This window comes from Clavibacter michiganensis, assembly GCF_002151125.1.
GTDB lineage: Bacteria > Actinomycetota > Actinomycetes > Actinomycetales > Microbacteriaceae > Clavibacter > Clavibacter michiganensis_C.
Genome location: NZ_MDJZ01000003.1, coordinates 1 through 15,496 on the forward strand (window position 1 = coordinate 1; position 15,496 = coordinate 15,496).

General features: G+C 73.3%; 15 protein-coding genes. All 15 read left to right on the top strand.

The annotated features are described in order from the left end of the window. The first annotated feature begins 1,137 nt into the window (after window positions 1-1,137). The gene (locus tag BFL37_RS00765; RefSeq protein WP_086513280.1) at window positions 1,138-2,139 is read left to right on the top strand and encodes a hypothetical protein; all 1,002 of its coding nucleotides are present in this window, start codon (window positions 1,138-1,140) and stop codon (window positions 2,137-2,139) included. Next, window positions 2,129-3,169, top strand: a complete 1,041-nt coding sequence (locus tag BFL37_RS00770; protein ID WP_086513281.1) for an HAD-IIA family hydrolase — start codon at window positions 2,129-2,131, stop codon at window positions 3,167-3,169. The genes BFL37_RS00765 and BFL37_RS00770 overlap by 11 nt, the downstream gene beginning before the upstream one ends. A gap of 9 nt (window positions 3,170-3,178) precedes the next feature. Next, complete coding sequence (locus BFL37_RS00775) at window positions 3,179-3,412, top strand: hypothetical protein (RefSeq protein WP_143331572.1); 234 nt, start codon at window positions 3,179-3,181, stop codon at window positions 3,410-3,412. After that, window positions 3,405-4,295, top strand: a complete 891-nt coding sequence (locus BFL37_RS00780) for a TlyA family RNA methyltransferase (RefSeq protein WP_172403704.1) — start codon at window positions 3,405-3,407, stop codon at window positions 4,293-4,295. Before BFL37_RS00775 ends, BFL37_RS00780 begins: the two co-directional genes overlap by 8 nt. A gap of 5 nt (window positions 4,296-4,300) precedes the next feature. Beyond that, a complete protein-coding gene (locus BFL37_RS00785) occupies window positions 4,301-5,218 on the top strand; it encodes an NAD kinase (RefSeq protein WP_431305844.1) in 918 nt (305 codons plus the stop codon). Further along, window positions 5,211-6,926 carry a DNA repair protein RecN gene (recN, locus tag BFL37_RS00790; protein WP_086513284.1) on the top strand — a complete coding sequence of 572 codons (1,716 nt, stop codon included), beginning with the start codon at window positions 5,211-5,213 and terminating at the stop codon, window positions 6,924-6,926. The genes BFL37_RS00785 and recN overlap by 8 nt, the downstream gene beginning before the upstream one ends. A gap of 112 nt (window positions 6,927-7,038) precedes the next feature. After that, complete coding sequence (locus BFL37_RS00795) at window positions 7,039-8,733, top strand: CTP synthase (RefSeq protein WP_172403707.1); 1,695 nt, start codon at window positions 7,039-7,041, stop codon at window positions 8,731-8,733. Then, the gene (locus BFL37_RS00800) at window positions 8,730-9,419 is read left to right on the top strand and encodes an NUDIX domain-containing protein (RefSeq protein ID WP_086513286.1); all 690 of its coding nucleotides are present in this window, start codon (window positions 8,730-8,732) and stop codon (window positions 9,417-9,419) included. Before BFL37_RS00795 ends, BFL37_RS00800 begins: the two co-directional genes overlap by 4 nt. Beyond that, window positions 9,416-10,402, top strand: a complete 987-nt coding sequence (gene xerD / locus BFL37_RS00805; protein ID WP_086513287.1) for a site-specific tyrosine recombinase XerD — start codon at window positions 9,416-9,418, stop codon at window positions 10,400-10,402. Before BFL37_RS00800 ends, xerD begins: the two co-directional genes overlap by 4 nt. 107 nt (window positions 10,403-10,509) lie before the next feature. Continuing rightward, on the top strand, window positions 10,510-11,358 hold the full coding sequence (locus tag BFL37_RS00810) for a ParA family protein (RefSeq protein ID WP_419177468.1): 849 nt from the start codon (window positions 10,510-10,512) through the stop codon (window positions 11,356-11,358). After that, window positions 11,342-12,208, top strand: a complete 867-nt coding sequence (locus BFL37_RS00815) for a segregation and condensation protein A (RefSeq protein WP_086513288.1) — start codon at window positions 11,342-11,344, stop codon at window positions 12,206-12,208. Before BFL37_RS00810 ends, BFL37_RS00815 begins: the two co-directional genes overlap by 17 nt. Further along, the gene (gene scpB / locus BFL37_RS00820; protein ID WP_086513289.1) at window positions 12,198-12,800 is read left to right on the top strand and encodes an SMC-Scp complex subunit ScpB; all 603 of its coding nucleotides are present in this window, start codon (window positions 12,198-12,200) and stop codon (window positions 12,798-12,800) included. The genes BFL37_RS00815 and scpB overlap by 11 nt, the downstream gene beginning before the upstream one ends. After that, window positions 12,784-13,638 carry a pseudouridine synthase gene (locus BFL37_RS00825; protein ID WP_086513290.1) on the top strand — a complete coding sequence of 285 codons (855 nt, stop codon included), beginning with the start codon at window positions 12,784-12,786 and terminating at the stop codon, window positions 13,636-13,638. The genes scpB and BFL37_RS00825 overlap by 17 nt, the downstream gene beginning before the upstream one ends. Beyond that, window positions 13,635-14,753, top strand: a complete 1,119-nt coding sequence (locus tag BFL37_RS00830) for a prephenate dehydrogenase (RefSeq protein ID WP_086513291.1) — start codon at window positions 13,635-13,637, stop codon at window positions 14,751-14,753. Before BFL37_RS00825 ends, BFL37_RS00830 begins: the two co-directional genes overlap by 4 nt. Next, window positions 14,750-15,478 carry a (d)CMP kinase gene (gene cmk, locus BFL37_RS00835; RefSeq protein WP_241533777.1) on the top strand — a complete coding sequence of 243 codons (729 nt, stop codon included), beginning with the start codon at window positions 14,750-14,752 and terminating at the stop codon, window positions 15,476-15,478. The genes BFL37_RS00830 and cmk overlap by 4 nt, the downstream gene beginning before the upstream one ends. Window positions 15,479-15,496 lie beyond the last annotated feature (18 nt).

The window sequence follows — 15,496 nt, forward strand, 5'->3', positions numbered from 1 at the left end:
CGCCGATGGTACTGCAGGGGGGACCCTGTGGGAGAGTAGGACACCGCCGGACTTGATTTGGTAGTAACGGGAAGGCCCGTCGCACATCGTGCGACGGGCCTTCTCGCGTTAACGCCCGCTGCATCGAGAACGACCCGTCATCTAGGTCATGCAGCCCCCGTCGTTGCCGTGGTCCTGCGACACGGCGGTCCTGCGTCGCCGTCGGGTCGGGCAGCGCGGTCCTCTCCCCGCGAAGGTGCCGAGGCGCTTGTCTTCCGTGGCTGCATGGCACCGCATTGGATGCTCGCAGGGGCCGTACTCGTGCGCGACTCGAGCAGCCGGCGCGGAGTAGTCGCCTGGGGGACCGCGTTCGAGAGCTCGCACCGGTTAGCCTGGGACCTGACTTCGGCGACACCCACAACACCACAGACATCATCTGGCCATGCGGCCGACAGGAGCACAGTGAGCGACTCATCCGACCGAGACAGCCGGCCCGAGGGCCAGGACCGCGGATCGTCGCACTCTGCGCGCGGCCGCGATGCGGGGAAGCCGCCCTACGAGCGCGGATCCTCCGGCGCTCCGCGTGGTCCTCGCGATGGCGGTCGGACGTCGGGTGCTCGGGGCGCCGCGGGAGACAGGCCGGTCCGCGACGGGGAGCGGAAGCCGTGGTCGAAGGACGGTGGCGCCGCGAGGCCGCAGCGTGACGGTGAGCGCAAGCCCTGGTCGCGCGACGGTGCTCCGGGTTCCGGTGCGGCTCGGCCGGCTCGTGATGGGGAGCGGAAGCCGTGGTCGAAGGACGGCGGCGCGGCGAGGCCGCAGCGCGACGGTGAGCGGAAGCCCTGGTCCCGCGACGGCGCTCCGGGATCCGGCTCGGCACGACCCGCCCGTGAGGGGGACCGGAAGCCGTGGTCGAAGGACGGCGGAGCCGCGAGGCCGCAGCGCGACGGTGAGCGGAAGCCCTGGTCCAAGGACGGCGGCCGTGAGAGTGGCGGGCGTCCGCCCGGAGGACGCGACGTCGGTCGTGGTGGCGCTCGACCGCCTCGCGAGGGTGACAAGCTCTGGACGCGCGACGGTCGTCCGGCGCGGAACGATCGCGATGCCCCTCGCTACGAGGAGGCCCTCACGGAGGAGCAGCTGCGAGCTCGGGAGCTGCGTTCCGTGCGGCCGCGGCACGAGGATCCGGAGATCCCCGAGGACGTGAAGCCGGGCGATCTCGATCGGATCGCCCGCAACGAGTTGAAGACCCTGAGCAAGGACAACGCCGAGGGCGTCGCGCAGCACCTCGTGATGGCCGCTCGGCTCATCGAGGACGATCCGGAGCTCGCGCACCAGCACGCCACCTCTGCCGCACGCCGGGCGGGTCGCATCGCGGTGGTCCGGGAGTCCCTGGCGATCACGGCGTACGCCGTGGGGGACTACGCGCTCGCCCTCCGCGAGCTGCGGACCTACCGGCGCATCTCGGGCAAGAACGACCAGCTCGCCCTCATGGTCGACAGCGAGCGCGGGCAGGGACGCCCTGACAAGGCCCTGGAGCTGGGACGTTCCGTGCCGAAGGAGACGCTGCCGGCGGCGGAGCAGGTCGCGCTCGCGATCGCGATGTCGGGCGCGCGGCTCGACCTCGGCCAGGCGGAGGCCGCTCTGGCGGAGCTCTCCATCGCGCAGCTGAACCGCGACGTGGCCTACTCCTACAGCGCGGGTCTGTTCCACGCCTACGCGGAGGTGCTCGAGGAGCTCGGCCGTGGCGCGGAGGCCGAGGAATGGCGGCAGCGGGCGGACGCGGCCGATGCGGCGTTCGCGGATCCCGACGAGGGGTGGGATGACATGGTCGAGGTCGTCGAGGAGGAGCTGGGGGACGAGGACCCGGTCGAGGAGGGCGCATCCACCGAGGAAGGCGCATCGAGCGCGGGCGACGGACCCGATTCGATGGCGGACACCGAGCGCGCCCCGCAGGCAGCGGACGCTGCGGACGAGGCGGAGGAGGCCGGCGAGGCTGACCCGGCGGGGACCGCGGATGACGGATCCGGCGATCCCGTCGCGGAGGAGCCCAGCCCGCCGAGCGAGGACGGCGACAGCGCGGACATCGCGGTGGACGTCGATGACGAGCTCCACGCGGATCCCGCCGCGGACGCCGCTGGGGAGGGCGAGCACGATGTTCGCTAGGGCGGCGAAGGGCAGCGCCCCCCTCGAGGGCGTGGACGTGATCCTCGCGGACCTCGACGGCGTCGTGTACGCGGGACCGGACAGCATCCCGCACGCCGTCGACGCGCTGAACCGCGCGGCCGGCGACGGGATCCGGCTGGGGTACATCACCAACAACGCGTCGCGCACGGATGCGTCCGTCGCCGAGCACCTGAGCTCGCTCGGGCTCACGGTCGCGCCCGACGACGTCGTCACGTCGCCGCAGGCCGCGCTGCGTCTCCTCGCGGACCGGGTGCCCGCGGGATCCACCGTGCTGGTCGTCGGCGGCGAGGGGCTCGTGCACGAGCTCGAGAAGGCCGGCTACGTGGTCACGCGCTCCACGGAGGACGGGCCGGCAGCCGTCGTGCAGGGATTCGCGCCGGAGGTGGGCTGGACCCAGCTCGCCGAGGCCGCCTTCGCGCTGGCCGACCCGGACGTGGTGTGGGTCGCGACCAACACCGACTGGACCATCCCCGTCGCGCGCGGCATCGCGCCCGGCAACGGCACGCTCGTCTCGGCCGTGCACACGGCCGTCGGCCGCCTGCCCGTGGTGGCCGGGAAGCCGGAGACGCCGATCTTCGACGTGGCCCGCGAGCGCTTCGGCGCGACGCGACCCGTGTTCCTCGGCGACCGGCTGGACACCGACATCCTCGGGGCGACGCGCGCCGGCATGGCGTCGGTGCACGTGCTGACCGGGATCGACCGGGCCAAGCAGCTCCTGGCGGCCGAGGAGGACCAGCGGCCGACCTTCATCCTCGAGCACCTCGGGCAGCTGCACGAGCCGTACCCGGAGACGCGCTTCTCCCAGGAGGGCCGCGTGGCCACGGTCGGGAAGTCGTCCGTCCGCATCGCGGGCGATCGCGTCGAGGTCGTGAAGGACGGCGGATCGACGATCGACACGCTGCGTGCCGCGTGCGCCGTCATCTGGAACTCGGGGCGGCCGATCTACGGGCTGGACGTGCAGGAGTCGCTGTACGTCGCCGCGGGCGTCGGTGCCGCCGGTCGGGCGTAGCGTGACGGCGTGAGCGACGACCCGGATGACCGCGGCCGAGCGGGTGCCGTGCCCGACGACGACCGCGACGACCGCGAGGACCGCGACGACCGCGAGGACCGCGACGTCGCCGAGGAGCTGGTCTCCCGGCTGCAGCTCATCGAGGAGCAGCCGCTCGGCGACCGCGCGGCGTCCTTCGCGCTGCTGCACGACGAGCTGCGCGCGCGGCTCGAGGGCGGCGACGGGGCCGCGGCGCGTGGCTGACCCGGGCGACGGATCCGCCGACGCGGCCCCGGCCCCGGCCCCGGCCGCGCCCGCGCCCGGCGAGGCGCTCGGCGGCGCCCTCCGGCTCGACGCCGCCCTGCCGGCCCTCGGCCTCGCGCGCTCGCGCACGCACGCCGCCCGTCTCATCGCGGACGGGCTCGTGACGGTCGACGGGCGCGGGGTCGTCAAGGCGTCGTACCGGGTGATGCCCGGATCCGTCGTCGAGGTGGCCGGGACGGACGCCTACGTGAGCCGCGGCGCCCACAAGCTCGTCGGCGCGCTCGACGCCTTCCCCGAGGTGGTCGTCGCCGGTCGGCTGGCGCTCGACGTCGGCGCGTCCACCGGCGGGTTCACGCAGGTGCTCCTCGAGCGGGGCGCGCGGCGCGTGATCGCGCTCGACGTGGGGCACGGTCAGCTCGATCCGCTCATCCGCGAGGATCCGCGCGTCGACGTCGTCGAGGGGTTCAACGTGCGCGACCTCACGCCGGAGTCCCTCGCCGGCGTGACCCCCGACGACCTCGCGGGGGAGCGGCCCGCGCTCGTCGTGGGCGACCTCTCCTTCATCTCGCTCGGGCTCGTGCTGCCGGCCATCGCCCGCACGATGGCGGAGGACGCGGACGTCGTGCTGCTCGTCAAGCCGCAGTTCGAGGTGGGGCGGACGGGGATCCGCGAGGGCATCGTGCACGACGCCGGGCTCCGCGACGACGCGGTGATGCGGGTGCTCTGGGCGGCCTGGGACCTGGGGCTCGGCACGGCCGGCCTCGTCTCCTCCCCGATCGTCGGCGGCGCCGGGAACCACGAGTACCTCGCCTGGTTCAGCGGTCGTGCCGGTGGCAATCCGACACAATGGAGATCGACGTCGAACGAGATCACAGGAGCGTGAGCGAAGTGGCTGGACCCGCGAGGCACATCCTGGTCGTCTCCCACACGGGGCGCCGCGACTCCATCGACGCCGCGCTCAGCGTGTGCGGCCAGCTCGCGGAGGCCGACGTGCAGCTCGTGCTCACGGCCGAGGAGAAGGCCGACATCCTGCCGTTCGCGCCCGGCATGCAGGGCGTCGCGGTCCTCGGGCAGGACGTCCAGACGGCGGACCTGGAGATCGTCATCGTCCTCGGCGGCGACGGCACCATCCTCCGCTCGGCCGAGCTCGTGCGCGGCACCTCGGTCCCGCTGCTCGGGGTGAACCTCGGCCACGTCGGGTTCCTCGCGGAGAGCGAGCGGGAGGACCTCGCGGCCACCGTGCGCCGCGTGCTCGACCGCGACTACACGGTCGAGGAGCGCATGACGCTCGACGTCACGCTCAAGGTCGGAGCCGACATCGTCTACCGCACCTGGGCGCTCAACGAGGCGACCGTCGAGAAGGCCAGCCGCGAGCGGATGCTCGAGGTGGTCGTGGAGATCGACGGCCGGCCGCTCGCGTCCTACGGCTGCGACGGCATGGTGGTGTCGACGCCCACGGGATCCACCGCGTACGCGTTCTCGGCCGGCGGCCCCATCGTGTGGCCGAGCCTCGAGGCGATGCTCGTCGTGCCGCTCAGCCCGCACACGCTCTTCGCGCGCTCGCTCGTCGTGGGCCCGGAGTCCACGGTCGCCGTCGAGGTGCTCAGCCGCACCTCCGGATCCGGCGTGCTCTGGTGCGACGGACGCCGCACGCGCGACATGCCGCCGGGCGCGCGCGTCGAGGCCCGCAGGTCGCCCATCCCCGTGCGCCTCGCGCGCCTCAAGCAGTCGCCGTTCACCGACCGCCTCGTCAACAAGTTCGAGCTGCCGGTCACCGGCTGGAGGGGGCCGGTCGACCGTGATTGAGGAGATCACCATCCGCGACCTCGGGGTGATCGGCCAGGCCACGCTGCCGCTCGGGCCCGGCTTCACGGCCGTCACGGGCGAGACCGGCGCCGGCAAGACCATGGTCGTCACCGCCCTCGGCCTGCTGCTCGGCGCGCGCGCCGACTCCGGCGCCGTGCGGCAGGGCAGCGAGCGCGCGGTCGTGGAGGGCCGCTGGATCATCGCGGCCGACGGTCCCGTGCCCGAGCGCGTGCGCGACGCCGGGGGAGACGTGGATCCCTTCGGCGACGGCACGCGCGGCGAGCTCATCGTCACGCGGCAGCTGTCGTCCGAGGGGCGCAGCCGCGCGTCGGTCGGGGGTCGGGGCGCGCCGGCGGCGCTGCTGACCGAGATCGGCGAGCAGCTCGTCGTGGTGCACGGCCAGTCCGACCAGATGCGGCTGCGGTCGTCCACCGCGCAGCGTCAGGCGCTCGACCGGTTCGCCGGATCCGCGCTCGCGCCCGTGCTCGGCGAGTACCAGGACGTGTTCCGCCGCTGGCAGGGCGCCCGCGCGGAGCTCGACCGGCTCGTCACGGAGCAGGACGCCCGCACGCGCGAGGCCGAGGAGCTGCGCGCGGCGATCGACGCCATCGAGGCCGTGGCGCCGCAGCCCGGCGAGGACGAGGAGCTGCGCGAGCGCATCGACCGCCTCACGAACCTCGAGGACCTGCGCGCCGCCGCGTCCGCCGCGCACGAGCTCATGTCGTCCGAGGACGCGGCAGGCGAGATGGCGGACGCCGCGTCCGTGCTCGACACCGCGCACCGCCGCCTCGACCGGGTGGCCGCGCACGATCCGGGCCTCGCCGAGATCATCGAGTCGCTCGACAGCGCGCGGATCCTGGTGTCCGAGATCGCCGTGCAGCTGTCCGGCTACCTGGCGGGGCTCGACGCCGACGGCGCCCGTGAGCTGGAGACGCTGCAGGACCGCCGCGCGGAGCTCGCGGCCCTCACGCGCGCCCACGGCCCCACGGTCGAGGACGCGCTCGCGTTCCTCGACACCGGCAGCGCGCGGCTCCTGGAGCTCGACGGCGACACCGACCGCATCGACCTGCTGCGCGTCGAGGTGGAGCGCGACGAGCAGCTCGTGGTCGAGCTCGCCGCGCGCGTCACCGCGGTCCGCGCGGAGGCGGGCGCGCGGCTCGCCGCGGCCGTCACGACGGAGCTCGGCATGCTCGCCATGGCCGACGCGTCGCTCGAGGTGCGCGTGTCGCCGCGGGAGGAGCCCGCGCTGTCGGGTGCCGACCGGGTGGAGATCCTGCTGCGGCCGCACGCCGGCGCCGAGGCGCGTCCGCTCGGGCGCGGGGCGTCGGGCGGCGAGCTGTCGCGCGTGATGCTCGCCATCGAGGTCGTCGTGGCGGGCGACGACCCGGTCCCCACCTTCGTGTTCGACGAGGTCGACGCGGGCGTCGGCGGTGCCGCGGCCATCGAGATCGGCCGGCGGCTGGCGCGGCTCGCCGAGCGCGCCCAGGTCATCGTCGTCACGCACCTCGCGCAGGTCGCCGCCTTCTCGACCAACCACCTCCGCGTCGTCAAGGGCGGCGACGGGCAGGTCACGGCGTCCAGCGTCACGCAGCTCGAGGGCGACGCCCGGATCCAGGAGATGGCGCGCCTGCTCTCCGGCCTGCCGGACAGCGAGAGCGGCCTCGCGCATGCCCGCGAGCTCGTGGAGACCGCGGCGTCCCTCCGCTGAGCGGACGACCCGCGGCGCGGCGAGGGTGTCGCGGCGTCCCGAATCCCACGTAGGATGGAAGCCCGTGGCGGACATCAATTCAGCGGACACGGACCCGAGCTCGACGGACAGCATCAGCAGCACGACAGGCGCGGCGAAGACGACCAGGCACATCTTCGTGACCGGCGGCGTCGTCTCCTCGCTCGGCAAGGGCCTCACGGCGGCCAGCCTCGGCAACCTCCTCACGGCGCGCGGCGTGCGCGTCGTCATGCAGAAGCTCGATCCCTACCTCAACGTGGATCCGGGCACCATGAACCCCTTCCAGCACGGCGAGGTCTTCGTGACCGACGACGGCGCCGAGACCGACCTCGACATCGGCCACTACGAGCGCTTCCTCGACATCGAGCTGGACCAGGCGGCCAACGTGACCACCGGCCAGATCTACTCGGAGGTCATCGCCAAGGAGCGCCGCGGCGAGTACCTCGGCGACACCGTGCAGGTCATCCCGCACATCACCGACGAGATCAAGCGCCGCATGCGCCTGCAGGCCTCGGACGAGCCGCAGCCCGACGTGATCATCACCGAGATCGGCGGCACGGTCGGCGACATCGAGAGCCAGCCCTTCATCGAGGCCGCGCGCCAGGTGCGCCACGAGCTCGGCCGCAACAACGTCTTCTTCGTGCACGTCTCGCTCGTGCCGTACATGGGCGCCTCCGGCGAGCAGAAGACCAAGCCCACGCAGCACTCGGTCGCGGCGCTGCGCTCCATCGGGATCCAGCCGGACGCGCTCGTGCTCCGCAGCGACCGGCCCGTCTCCGAGTCCAACAAGAAGAAGATCGCGCTCATGTGCGACGTGGACGAGCAGGCCGTGGTGAACGCGGTCGACGTGCCGAGCATCTACGACATCCCGGAGATGCTGCACCGCCAGGGCCTCGACAGCTACCTCATCGACCACCTCGGCCTGCCGGCCGCCGACGCCGTGGACTGGTCCGGCTGGAGCGACCTGCTCGACGCCGTCCACGACCCCAAGCACGAGGTGACGGTCGGCCTCGTCGGCAAGTACATCGACCTGCCGGACGCGTACCTCTCCGTCACCGAGGCGCTGCGTGCCGGCGGCTTCGCCCACTCGGCGCGCGTGAAGCTGCGCTGGGTCGCCTCCGACGAGTGCGAGACGCCCGAGGGCGCCGCGAAGATGCTCGGCGACCTGGACGCGCTGTGCGTGCCGGGCGGGTTCGGCATCCGCGGCATCGAGGGCAAGCTCGGCGCGCTGAAGTTCGCGCGCGACAACAAGATCCCCGTGCTCGGCCTGTGCCTCGGCCTCCAGTGCATGGTCATCGAGTACGCGCGCAACGAGGCGGACCTCGCCGGCGCCTCCTCCAGCGAGTTCGACCCCGACAGCGAGTTCCCCGTCATCGCGACGATGGCGGAGCAGGTCGACATCATCGCGGGCGGCGACCTGGGCGGCACCATGCGCCTCGGCCTGTACGAGGCGGCGCTCGCGCCCGGCTCGCTCGCGGCCGAGCTGTACGGCGCGCCCGTCTCGCACGAGCGCCACCGCCACCGCTACGAGGTCAACAACCAGTACCGCGAGCGCATCCAGGACGCCGGCCTCGTGTTCTCGGGCACCTCGCCCGACGGCACGCTGGTGGAGTACGTGGAGCTGCCGCGCGAGGTGCACCCGTTCTACATCGGCACGCAGGCGCACCCGGAGCTCCGGTCGCGCCCGAACCGCGCGCACCCGCTGTTCGCCGGGCTGATCCGCGCCGCCCTCGACCGCCAGGCCGCGAGCACGCTGTTCGTCGAGGACGACGCCGAGGCCGTCGCGTGACCGACGCCGCCGCGGGATCCCCGGCGGACGGGCTGCACGACGACGAGGTCGCGTACGACATCACGTCGAGCGAGCGCGTCTTCGCGGGGAGGATCTGGGACATCCGGCGCGAGACCTTCGCGTACGGCGACGGCGAGATCACGCGGGAGTACGTCGACCACACGGGCGCCGTCGCGGTGCTCGCGATCGACGACGAGGACCGCGTGCTCCTCATCAAGCAGTACCGGCACCCCGTGCGCATGCGCGAGTGGGAGATCCCCGCGGGGCTCCTCGACGTGACCGACGAGCCGCCGCTCCAGGCCGTCCAGCGCGAGCTGGCCGAGGAGGCCGACCTGGTCGCCGCCGAGTGGAGCGTGCTCGCCGAGTACTACACGACGCCCGGCGGCAGCGACGAGGCGATCCGCGTGTACCTCGCGCGCGGGCTCACCCCCACGGCGCAGGCGTTCGCGCGCACCGACGAGGAGGCCGACATCGAGACGCGCTGGGTGGACCTCGACGAGGTCGTCACGGCGGTGCTCGAGCGGCGGATCCAGAACCCGTCGACCGTGATCGCGGTGCTGCAGGCGCACGTCGCGCGCTCGCGCGGCTGGGCGACGCTGGGTCCCGCCGACGCCCCGTGGCCGCGGCACCCGAAGCTCCGCGGCGGCGACGGCGACGGCGACGGCGGGGTCGCGTCCGGCTCGTGACCGACGCGGCCCAGGGATCCGGGGGAGCGGTGCCCGACGCCGTGCCCGAGGTCCCGGTCGCGCTGCGGCGGGCCGTCGACCGCTGGCTCCGGCACGTCGAGGTGGAGCGCGGCCTGTCCCGCAACACGATCCAGGCCTACCGCCGCGACCTCGCGCGGTACACGGCGCACCTCGCGGCCGAGGGCGTCGCGGATCCCGCCGGTGCGACGGCGAGCCACGTCGCCGGCTTCGCGCAGCGCCTCCGCGATCCCGAGCGCGACGGCCTGACGGCGTCGTCGCTCGCGCGCATGCTGTCGAGCGTGCGGTCGTTCCACCGCTTCCTCGTGGAGGAGGGCATCGTCGAGGTGGACGTGTCCGCCGACCAGAAGCCGCCCAAGCTGCCGAGCCGCCTCCCGAAGGCCGTCTCCATCGAGACCATGGGGCGGATCCTCGACGCGACCGACGGCGACGAGCCGCTCCGGGTGCGCGACAAGGCCCTCCTCGAGCTGCTGTACGCGACGGGCGCGCGCGTCAGCGAGATCACCGCGCTGACGGTCGACGACGTGCTCGGCCCCGACGGCGCGGCCGACGAGCTGGTGCGGGTGCTCGGCAAGGGCGGCAAGCAGCGGATCGTGCCCGTCGGATCCTTCGCGCGCCGAGCCGTCGACGCCTACCTCGTGCGCGTCCGCCCGATCCTCGCCGCGCGCGGCACCGCGACGCCCGCGCTCTTCCTGGGCTTGCGCGGCCACGCGCTCTCGCGGCAGAACGCGTGGCTCGTGATCAAGGCCGCCGCCGAGCGCGCCGGCGTCACCGAGGAGATCTCGCCGCACACCTTCCGCCACTCGTTCGCCACGCACCTCATCGCGGGCGGCGCCGACGTGCGCGTGGTGCAGGAGCTGCTCGGCCACTCGTCGGTCGCGACGACGCAGATCTACACGCGCGTGACCGTCGACACCCTGCGCGACGTCTACACGACCGCGCACCCGCGTGCCCGCCGGGCGTGACGAGCCCTCCCCGGTAGACTCGCAGGATCCGGCGGACCCCCGCGCCGGACGAGCGGCAGGAAGAGATCCACGTGACGCGCAAGCCAGATGTGACCGAGCTCCCGGGAATGGACGTCCCCGTGCTCGGACCCACCGGTCGGGAGCTGCGCGAGTTCGTCGAGCCCGAGCCGCTCGCCGGGCACGGACCCGCGAAGATCATCTCCCTCTGCAACCAGAAGGGCGGCGTCGGCAAGACCACCACCGCCATCAACCTGGGCGCCTCGCTCGCGAGCTACGGCCGCCGCGTGCTCGCCGTCGACTTCGACCCGCAGGGTGCCCTCTCCGCCGGCCTCGGCGTGCAGACGCACGACGCCGTCACCATCTACGACCTCCTGCTCGGCACCGTGAAGGACCCGCGCGAGGCCATCCAGACCACGGGCTTCGAGGGCCTCGACGTCATCCCCGCGAACATCGACCTGTCGGCCGCGGAGGTGCACCTCGTCAACGAGGTGGCGCGCGAGCAGATCCTCGCGAGCGTGCTGCGGAAGGTGAGCGCCGACTACGACGTCATCCTCATCGACTGCCAGCCGTCGCTCGGCCTCCTCACCGTCAACGCGCTCACGGCGAGCCACGGCGTGCTGATCCCGCTGGAGTGCGAGTTCTTCGCGCTCCGCGGCGTCGCGCTCCTCGTCGAGACGATCGACAAGGTCAAGGACCGGCTGAACCCGGGGCTCGCGCTCGACGGGATCCTCGCGACCATGTACGACTCGCGCACCCTGCACTCCCGCGAGGTGCTCCAGCGCGTGGTCGAGGCGTTCGACGACAGCGTGCTCGAGACCGTGATCGGCCGGACGGTCAAGTTCCCGGACGCGTCGGTGGCGGGCAAGCCCATCATCCAGTTCGCGCCCGAGCACCCGGCAGCCCTCGCGTACCGCAAGGTGGCGCGGGAGCTCATCGCGCGTGGCGCCGTCGCGTAGGGGTGCACCCCTGGCCGAGCCGGAGCTCGCCGCCGACGCGGACGCCGCGGCCCTCCGGGCGGATCCGGAGCGCGCGTTCCGCGTCAGCATCGGCAACTTCGAGGGCCCGTTCGACCTGCTGCTCTCGCTCATCGGCAGCCACGAGATGGACATCACCGAGGTGAGCCTCAGCCTCGTGACCAACGAGTTCATCGCCCACATCCGCGGGCTCGACGGACCCGAGGACCTCGACGAGGCGAGCTCGTTCCTCGTGGTCGCGGCGACGCTGCTCGACCTCAAGCTCGTCGGGCTCCTGCCGCAGGGCGAGCTCGTGGACGCCGAGGACGTGGCGCTGCTCGAGGCGCGGGACCTGCTGTTCGCCCGTCTGCTGCAGTACCGCGCGTTCAAGCAGGCGGCGTCGTGGTTCCAGGAGCGGCTCGCCGCCGAGTCCGGCCGCGCGTTCAGGGACGTGCCGCTCGAGGAGCGGTTCCGCGCGCAGGTGCCGGAGCTCGTGTGGACCACCTCGCCCGCCGACCTCGCGGCCATCGCGCTGCTCGCGCTCGCGCCGCGCGAGATCCCGACCGTGGGGCTCGACCACCTGCACGCGCCGCTCGTGAGCATCCGCGAGCAGGCGGCCGTGGTCGTGGCGCGCCTGCGCGGCGGCGAGCCGGTCACGTTCCGCGAGCTCGTCGCGGACGCGGGGCTCACGGGCGTCGTGATCGCGCGGTTCCTCGCCGTGCTGGAGCTGTATCGCGTGGCCGCGATCGAGTTCGACCAGCCCGAGGCGCTCGGCGAGCTGACGCTCACGTGGACCGCCGAGAGCTGGACCGACGACGCCCTCGCGAGCCTGGGGGCCGGCTATGACAGCTGAGCCGGTGGATCCCGTGGACGGCATCGCGCCCGACGCCCCGCTCGACCTCGACCGCGCGCTCGAGGCGCTGCTCATGGTCGCCGACGAGCCGCAGACCGTGACGACCCTCGCGACCGCGACCTCGACGCCCGTGCGCGAGGTGCGCCGCGCGATCCAGCGGCTCGTCGACGACTTCGACGGCAAGGCCGGGGGAGTGCGCCGCGGCTTCGAGCTGCGCGAGGTCGGCGGCGGCTGGCGCGTCTACGTGCGGCCCGAGTACGACACCGTGATCCGCGACCACGTGCTCACGCAGAACCCGACGCGCCTCTCGCAGGCCGCGCTCGAGACGCTCGCGGTGATCGCGTACAAGCAGCCGATCAGCCGCAGCCAGGTCGCCGCGATCCGCGCCGTGAACGTCGACTCGGTGGTGCGGACGCTGCTCGCGCGGGGCCTCGTGACCGAGGCCTTCACCGACGGCGAGACCGGCGCGATCCATTACGGTACGACAGACCACCTGCTCACGCAGCTCGGCATCAACTCGCTCGACGAGCTCCCCCCGATCTCCCCGTTGCTCCCCGACGGGGCGGAAGGCTTCCATGACCCCCTCCTCTGACCATGCCTGGAACCCGGACGAGCCGGTGCAGGGCGTCCGCCTGCAGAAGGTGATGGCCGCCGCCGGCGTCGCCAGCCGCCGCGTCTGCGAGGACATGATCGCCGCGGGCCGCGTCACCGTGAACGGCGAGACCGTCACCGAGCCCGGCCGCCGGATCGACCCGGACGTGGACGAGGTCGCGGTCGACGACCAGGCCGTGCAGCTCGACACCTCCAAGCGCTACCTCATGCTCAACAAGCCGGTCGGCATCTACTCCTCGCTGCGCGACGAGCGCGGCCGACCGGACCTCCGCGAGTTCACGGAGGAGTTCGAGGAGCGCCTGTTCAACGTCGGCCGCCTCGACGCGGAGACGAGCGGCCTGCTGATCCTCACCAACGACGGCGACCTCGCGCACGTGCTCGCGCACCCGTCGTTCGGCGTGCTCAAGACGTACATCGCGAAGGTCACGGGCCGCGTCACGCCGCAGACGATCCAGCGGCTCACGCAGGGCGTCGACCTCGAGGACGGGCCGATCCAGGCGGATCGCGCGCGCATCCTCTCCGGCGGCGGCGACCAGACGCTCGTGGAGATCACGCTGCACTCGGGCCGCAACCGCATCGTGCGCCGCATGCTCGACGAGGTCGGCCACCCGGTGGAGGAGCTCGTGCGCCGCCAGTTCGGGCCGCTGCACCTCGGATCACTAGGGGTCGGCCGCGTGCGCGACCTCACCTCCGACGAGCTCGGCCAGCTGCTCACCATCTCGCGCGAGGCCCGCGCGCAGGCCGGACCCGCGACCCCGCAGGGTGCCGGCGCCGCCGCCGAGGCGCAGGGGGACGTGGACCGCGAGGACGGCGAGTGAGCGAGGCCGCGGGCGCGGCCGCCGCGACCGACACGCGCGTGCAGGGGACCGTCCGCATCGTCGGCACGGGCCTCCTCGGCACGAGCATCGCCCTCGGCCTCCGCGCGCGCGGCGTCGACGTGGTGCTGGCCGACGCGTCGCCGACCACGCTCCGCCTCGCCGCGGACATGGGCGCGGGACGGATCGCCGACATCGGCGCGGCGCCCGACCGGCCCTCGCTCGTCGTGGTCTGCGTGCCGCCGGACGTGACCGCGCGCGTGGTCGCGGCCGAGCTCGCCGCGCACCCGGACGCCCTCGTCACCGACGTCGCGAGCGTGAAGGCCGCGCCGCTCGCGGAGCTGGCCGCGATGGGCGCCGACCTCTCCCGCTACCTCGGATCGCACCCGCTCGCCGGGCGCGAGCGCGGCGGCCCCGTCTCCGCGACGGGCGACCTCTTCCTCGGCCGGCCCTGGGTCATCGCGGGCCACGACGGGATCACGTACTCCGCGGGCGCGCGCGTCGAGCAGCTGATCCTCGATCTCGGCGCCGTGCCCATCGAGATGACGGCCGAGGAGCACGACGCCTCGGTGGCCCTCGTCTCGCACGTGCCGCAGGTCGTCGCGAGCCTCCTAGCGTCGCGGCTGACCGACGGCGCCGCGACCGCGCTCGGCCTCTCCGGGCAGGGCCTCCGCGACACCACGCGCATCGCGTCGAGCGACGCGGCGCTGTGGGTGCAGATCCTCGGTGCGAACGCCTCGCGCATCGTGCCGATCCTGAAGGCGCTCCGCACCGACCTCGACGAGGTCATCGACGCGCTGGACGATGTCGACGCGCAGGGGGCCCGGCTGCGGGTGGCCGAGCGGATCCACGCGGGCAACGCGGGCGTCGCCCGGATCCCCGGCAAGCACGGCCAGGACCGCCGCTTCGCCGCCATCACCGTGATGATCGACGACCGCCCCGGCCAGCTGGCCGCGCTGATCTCCGAGGTCGGCGCCGCCGACGTCAGCATCGAGGACCTGCGCCTCGAGCACTCGCAGGGGGCGCAGGTGGGTCTCGTGGAGATCGCCGTGCTGCCCGAGGCCCGCGACCGCCTGGTCGCGCGGCTGGAAGAACGGAACTGGAGGATCGCCGGATGACCGGAGACGCTGTGAACGCACCCGACCCGCTGGAAGACGCACTGCTGGTGGACGCCACGCTCAACCGCACGGTCGTCGCCGTCGACGGCCCCGCGGGCAGCGGCAAGTCGAGCGTGAGCCGCGCCGCCGCGCGCGCCCTCGGCTTCGACTACCAGGACACGGGCGCCGCCTACCGCGCGCTCAGCTGGTTCGCGCTGGAGAGCGGGGTCGACACCGAGGATCCCGCCACCGTCACGAGCCTCATCGAGGGCTTCGACTACGACATCGCGATCGATCCCGACCAGACGCGCGTGAGCGTCCGCGGCACCGACGTCACCGAGGCGATCCGCGAGCCGCGCGTCTCCGCCGTCGTGAGCCGCGTGGCGCGCGTGCCCGAGGTGCGCCACTACATGGTGGAGCTGTTCCGCTCGCTCATGGCCTCGAGCGACAAGCCCGGCATCGTCGTCGAGGGCCGCGACATCACCACGGTCGTCGCACCGGACGCCCAGGTGCGCATTCTCCTCACGGCCTCCCCGGAAGCTAGGATGATGAGGCGTTCCGCGGAGACGTCGACCCAGTCGGCAGCCGCGGTCGGCGAATCACTCGCCTCCCGGGATCGGGCCGACTCGCAGGTCGTCGATTTCATGAACGCCGCAGATGGTGTGACCACCATCGACTCCACGGACATCGACTTCGACCAGACCGTCCAGGCGGTGGTCGATCTCGTTCACGCACGAACAGATTGAGGCGCGGCCCGGCGACGG

Excerpts from the sequence above, each read along its gene's own strand:
- cmk (WP_241533777.1), top strand. The coding sequence starts at position 14,750 with ATGACCGGAGACGCTGTGAACGCACCCGACCCGCTGGAAGACGCACTG.
- BFL37_RS00810 (WP_419177468.1), top strand. The coding sequence starts at position 10,510 with ATGGACGTCCCCGTGCTCGGACCCACCGGTCGGGAGCTGCGCGAGTTC.
- BFL37_RS00825 (WP_086513290.1), top strand. The coding sequence starts at position 12,784 with ATGACCCCCTCCTCTGACCATGCCTGGAACCCGGACGAGCCGGTGCAG.
- scpB (WP_086513289.1), top strand. The coding sequence starts at position 12,198 with ATGACAGCTGAGCCGGTGGATCCCGTGGACGGCATCGCGCCCGACGCC.
- BFL37_RS00770 (WP_086513281.1), top strand. The coding sequence starts at position 2,129 with ATGTTCGCTAGGGCGGCGAAGGGCAGCGCCCCCCTCGAGGGCGTGGAC.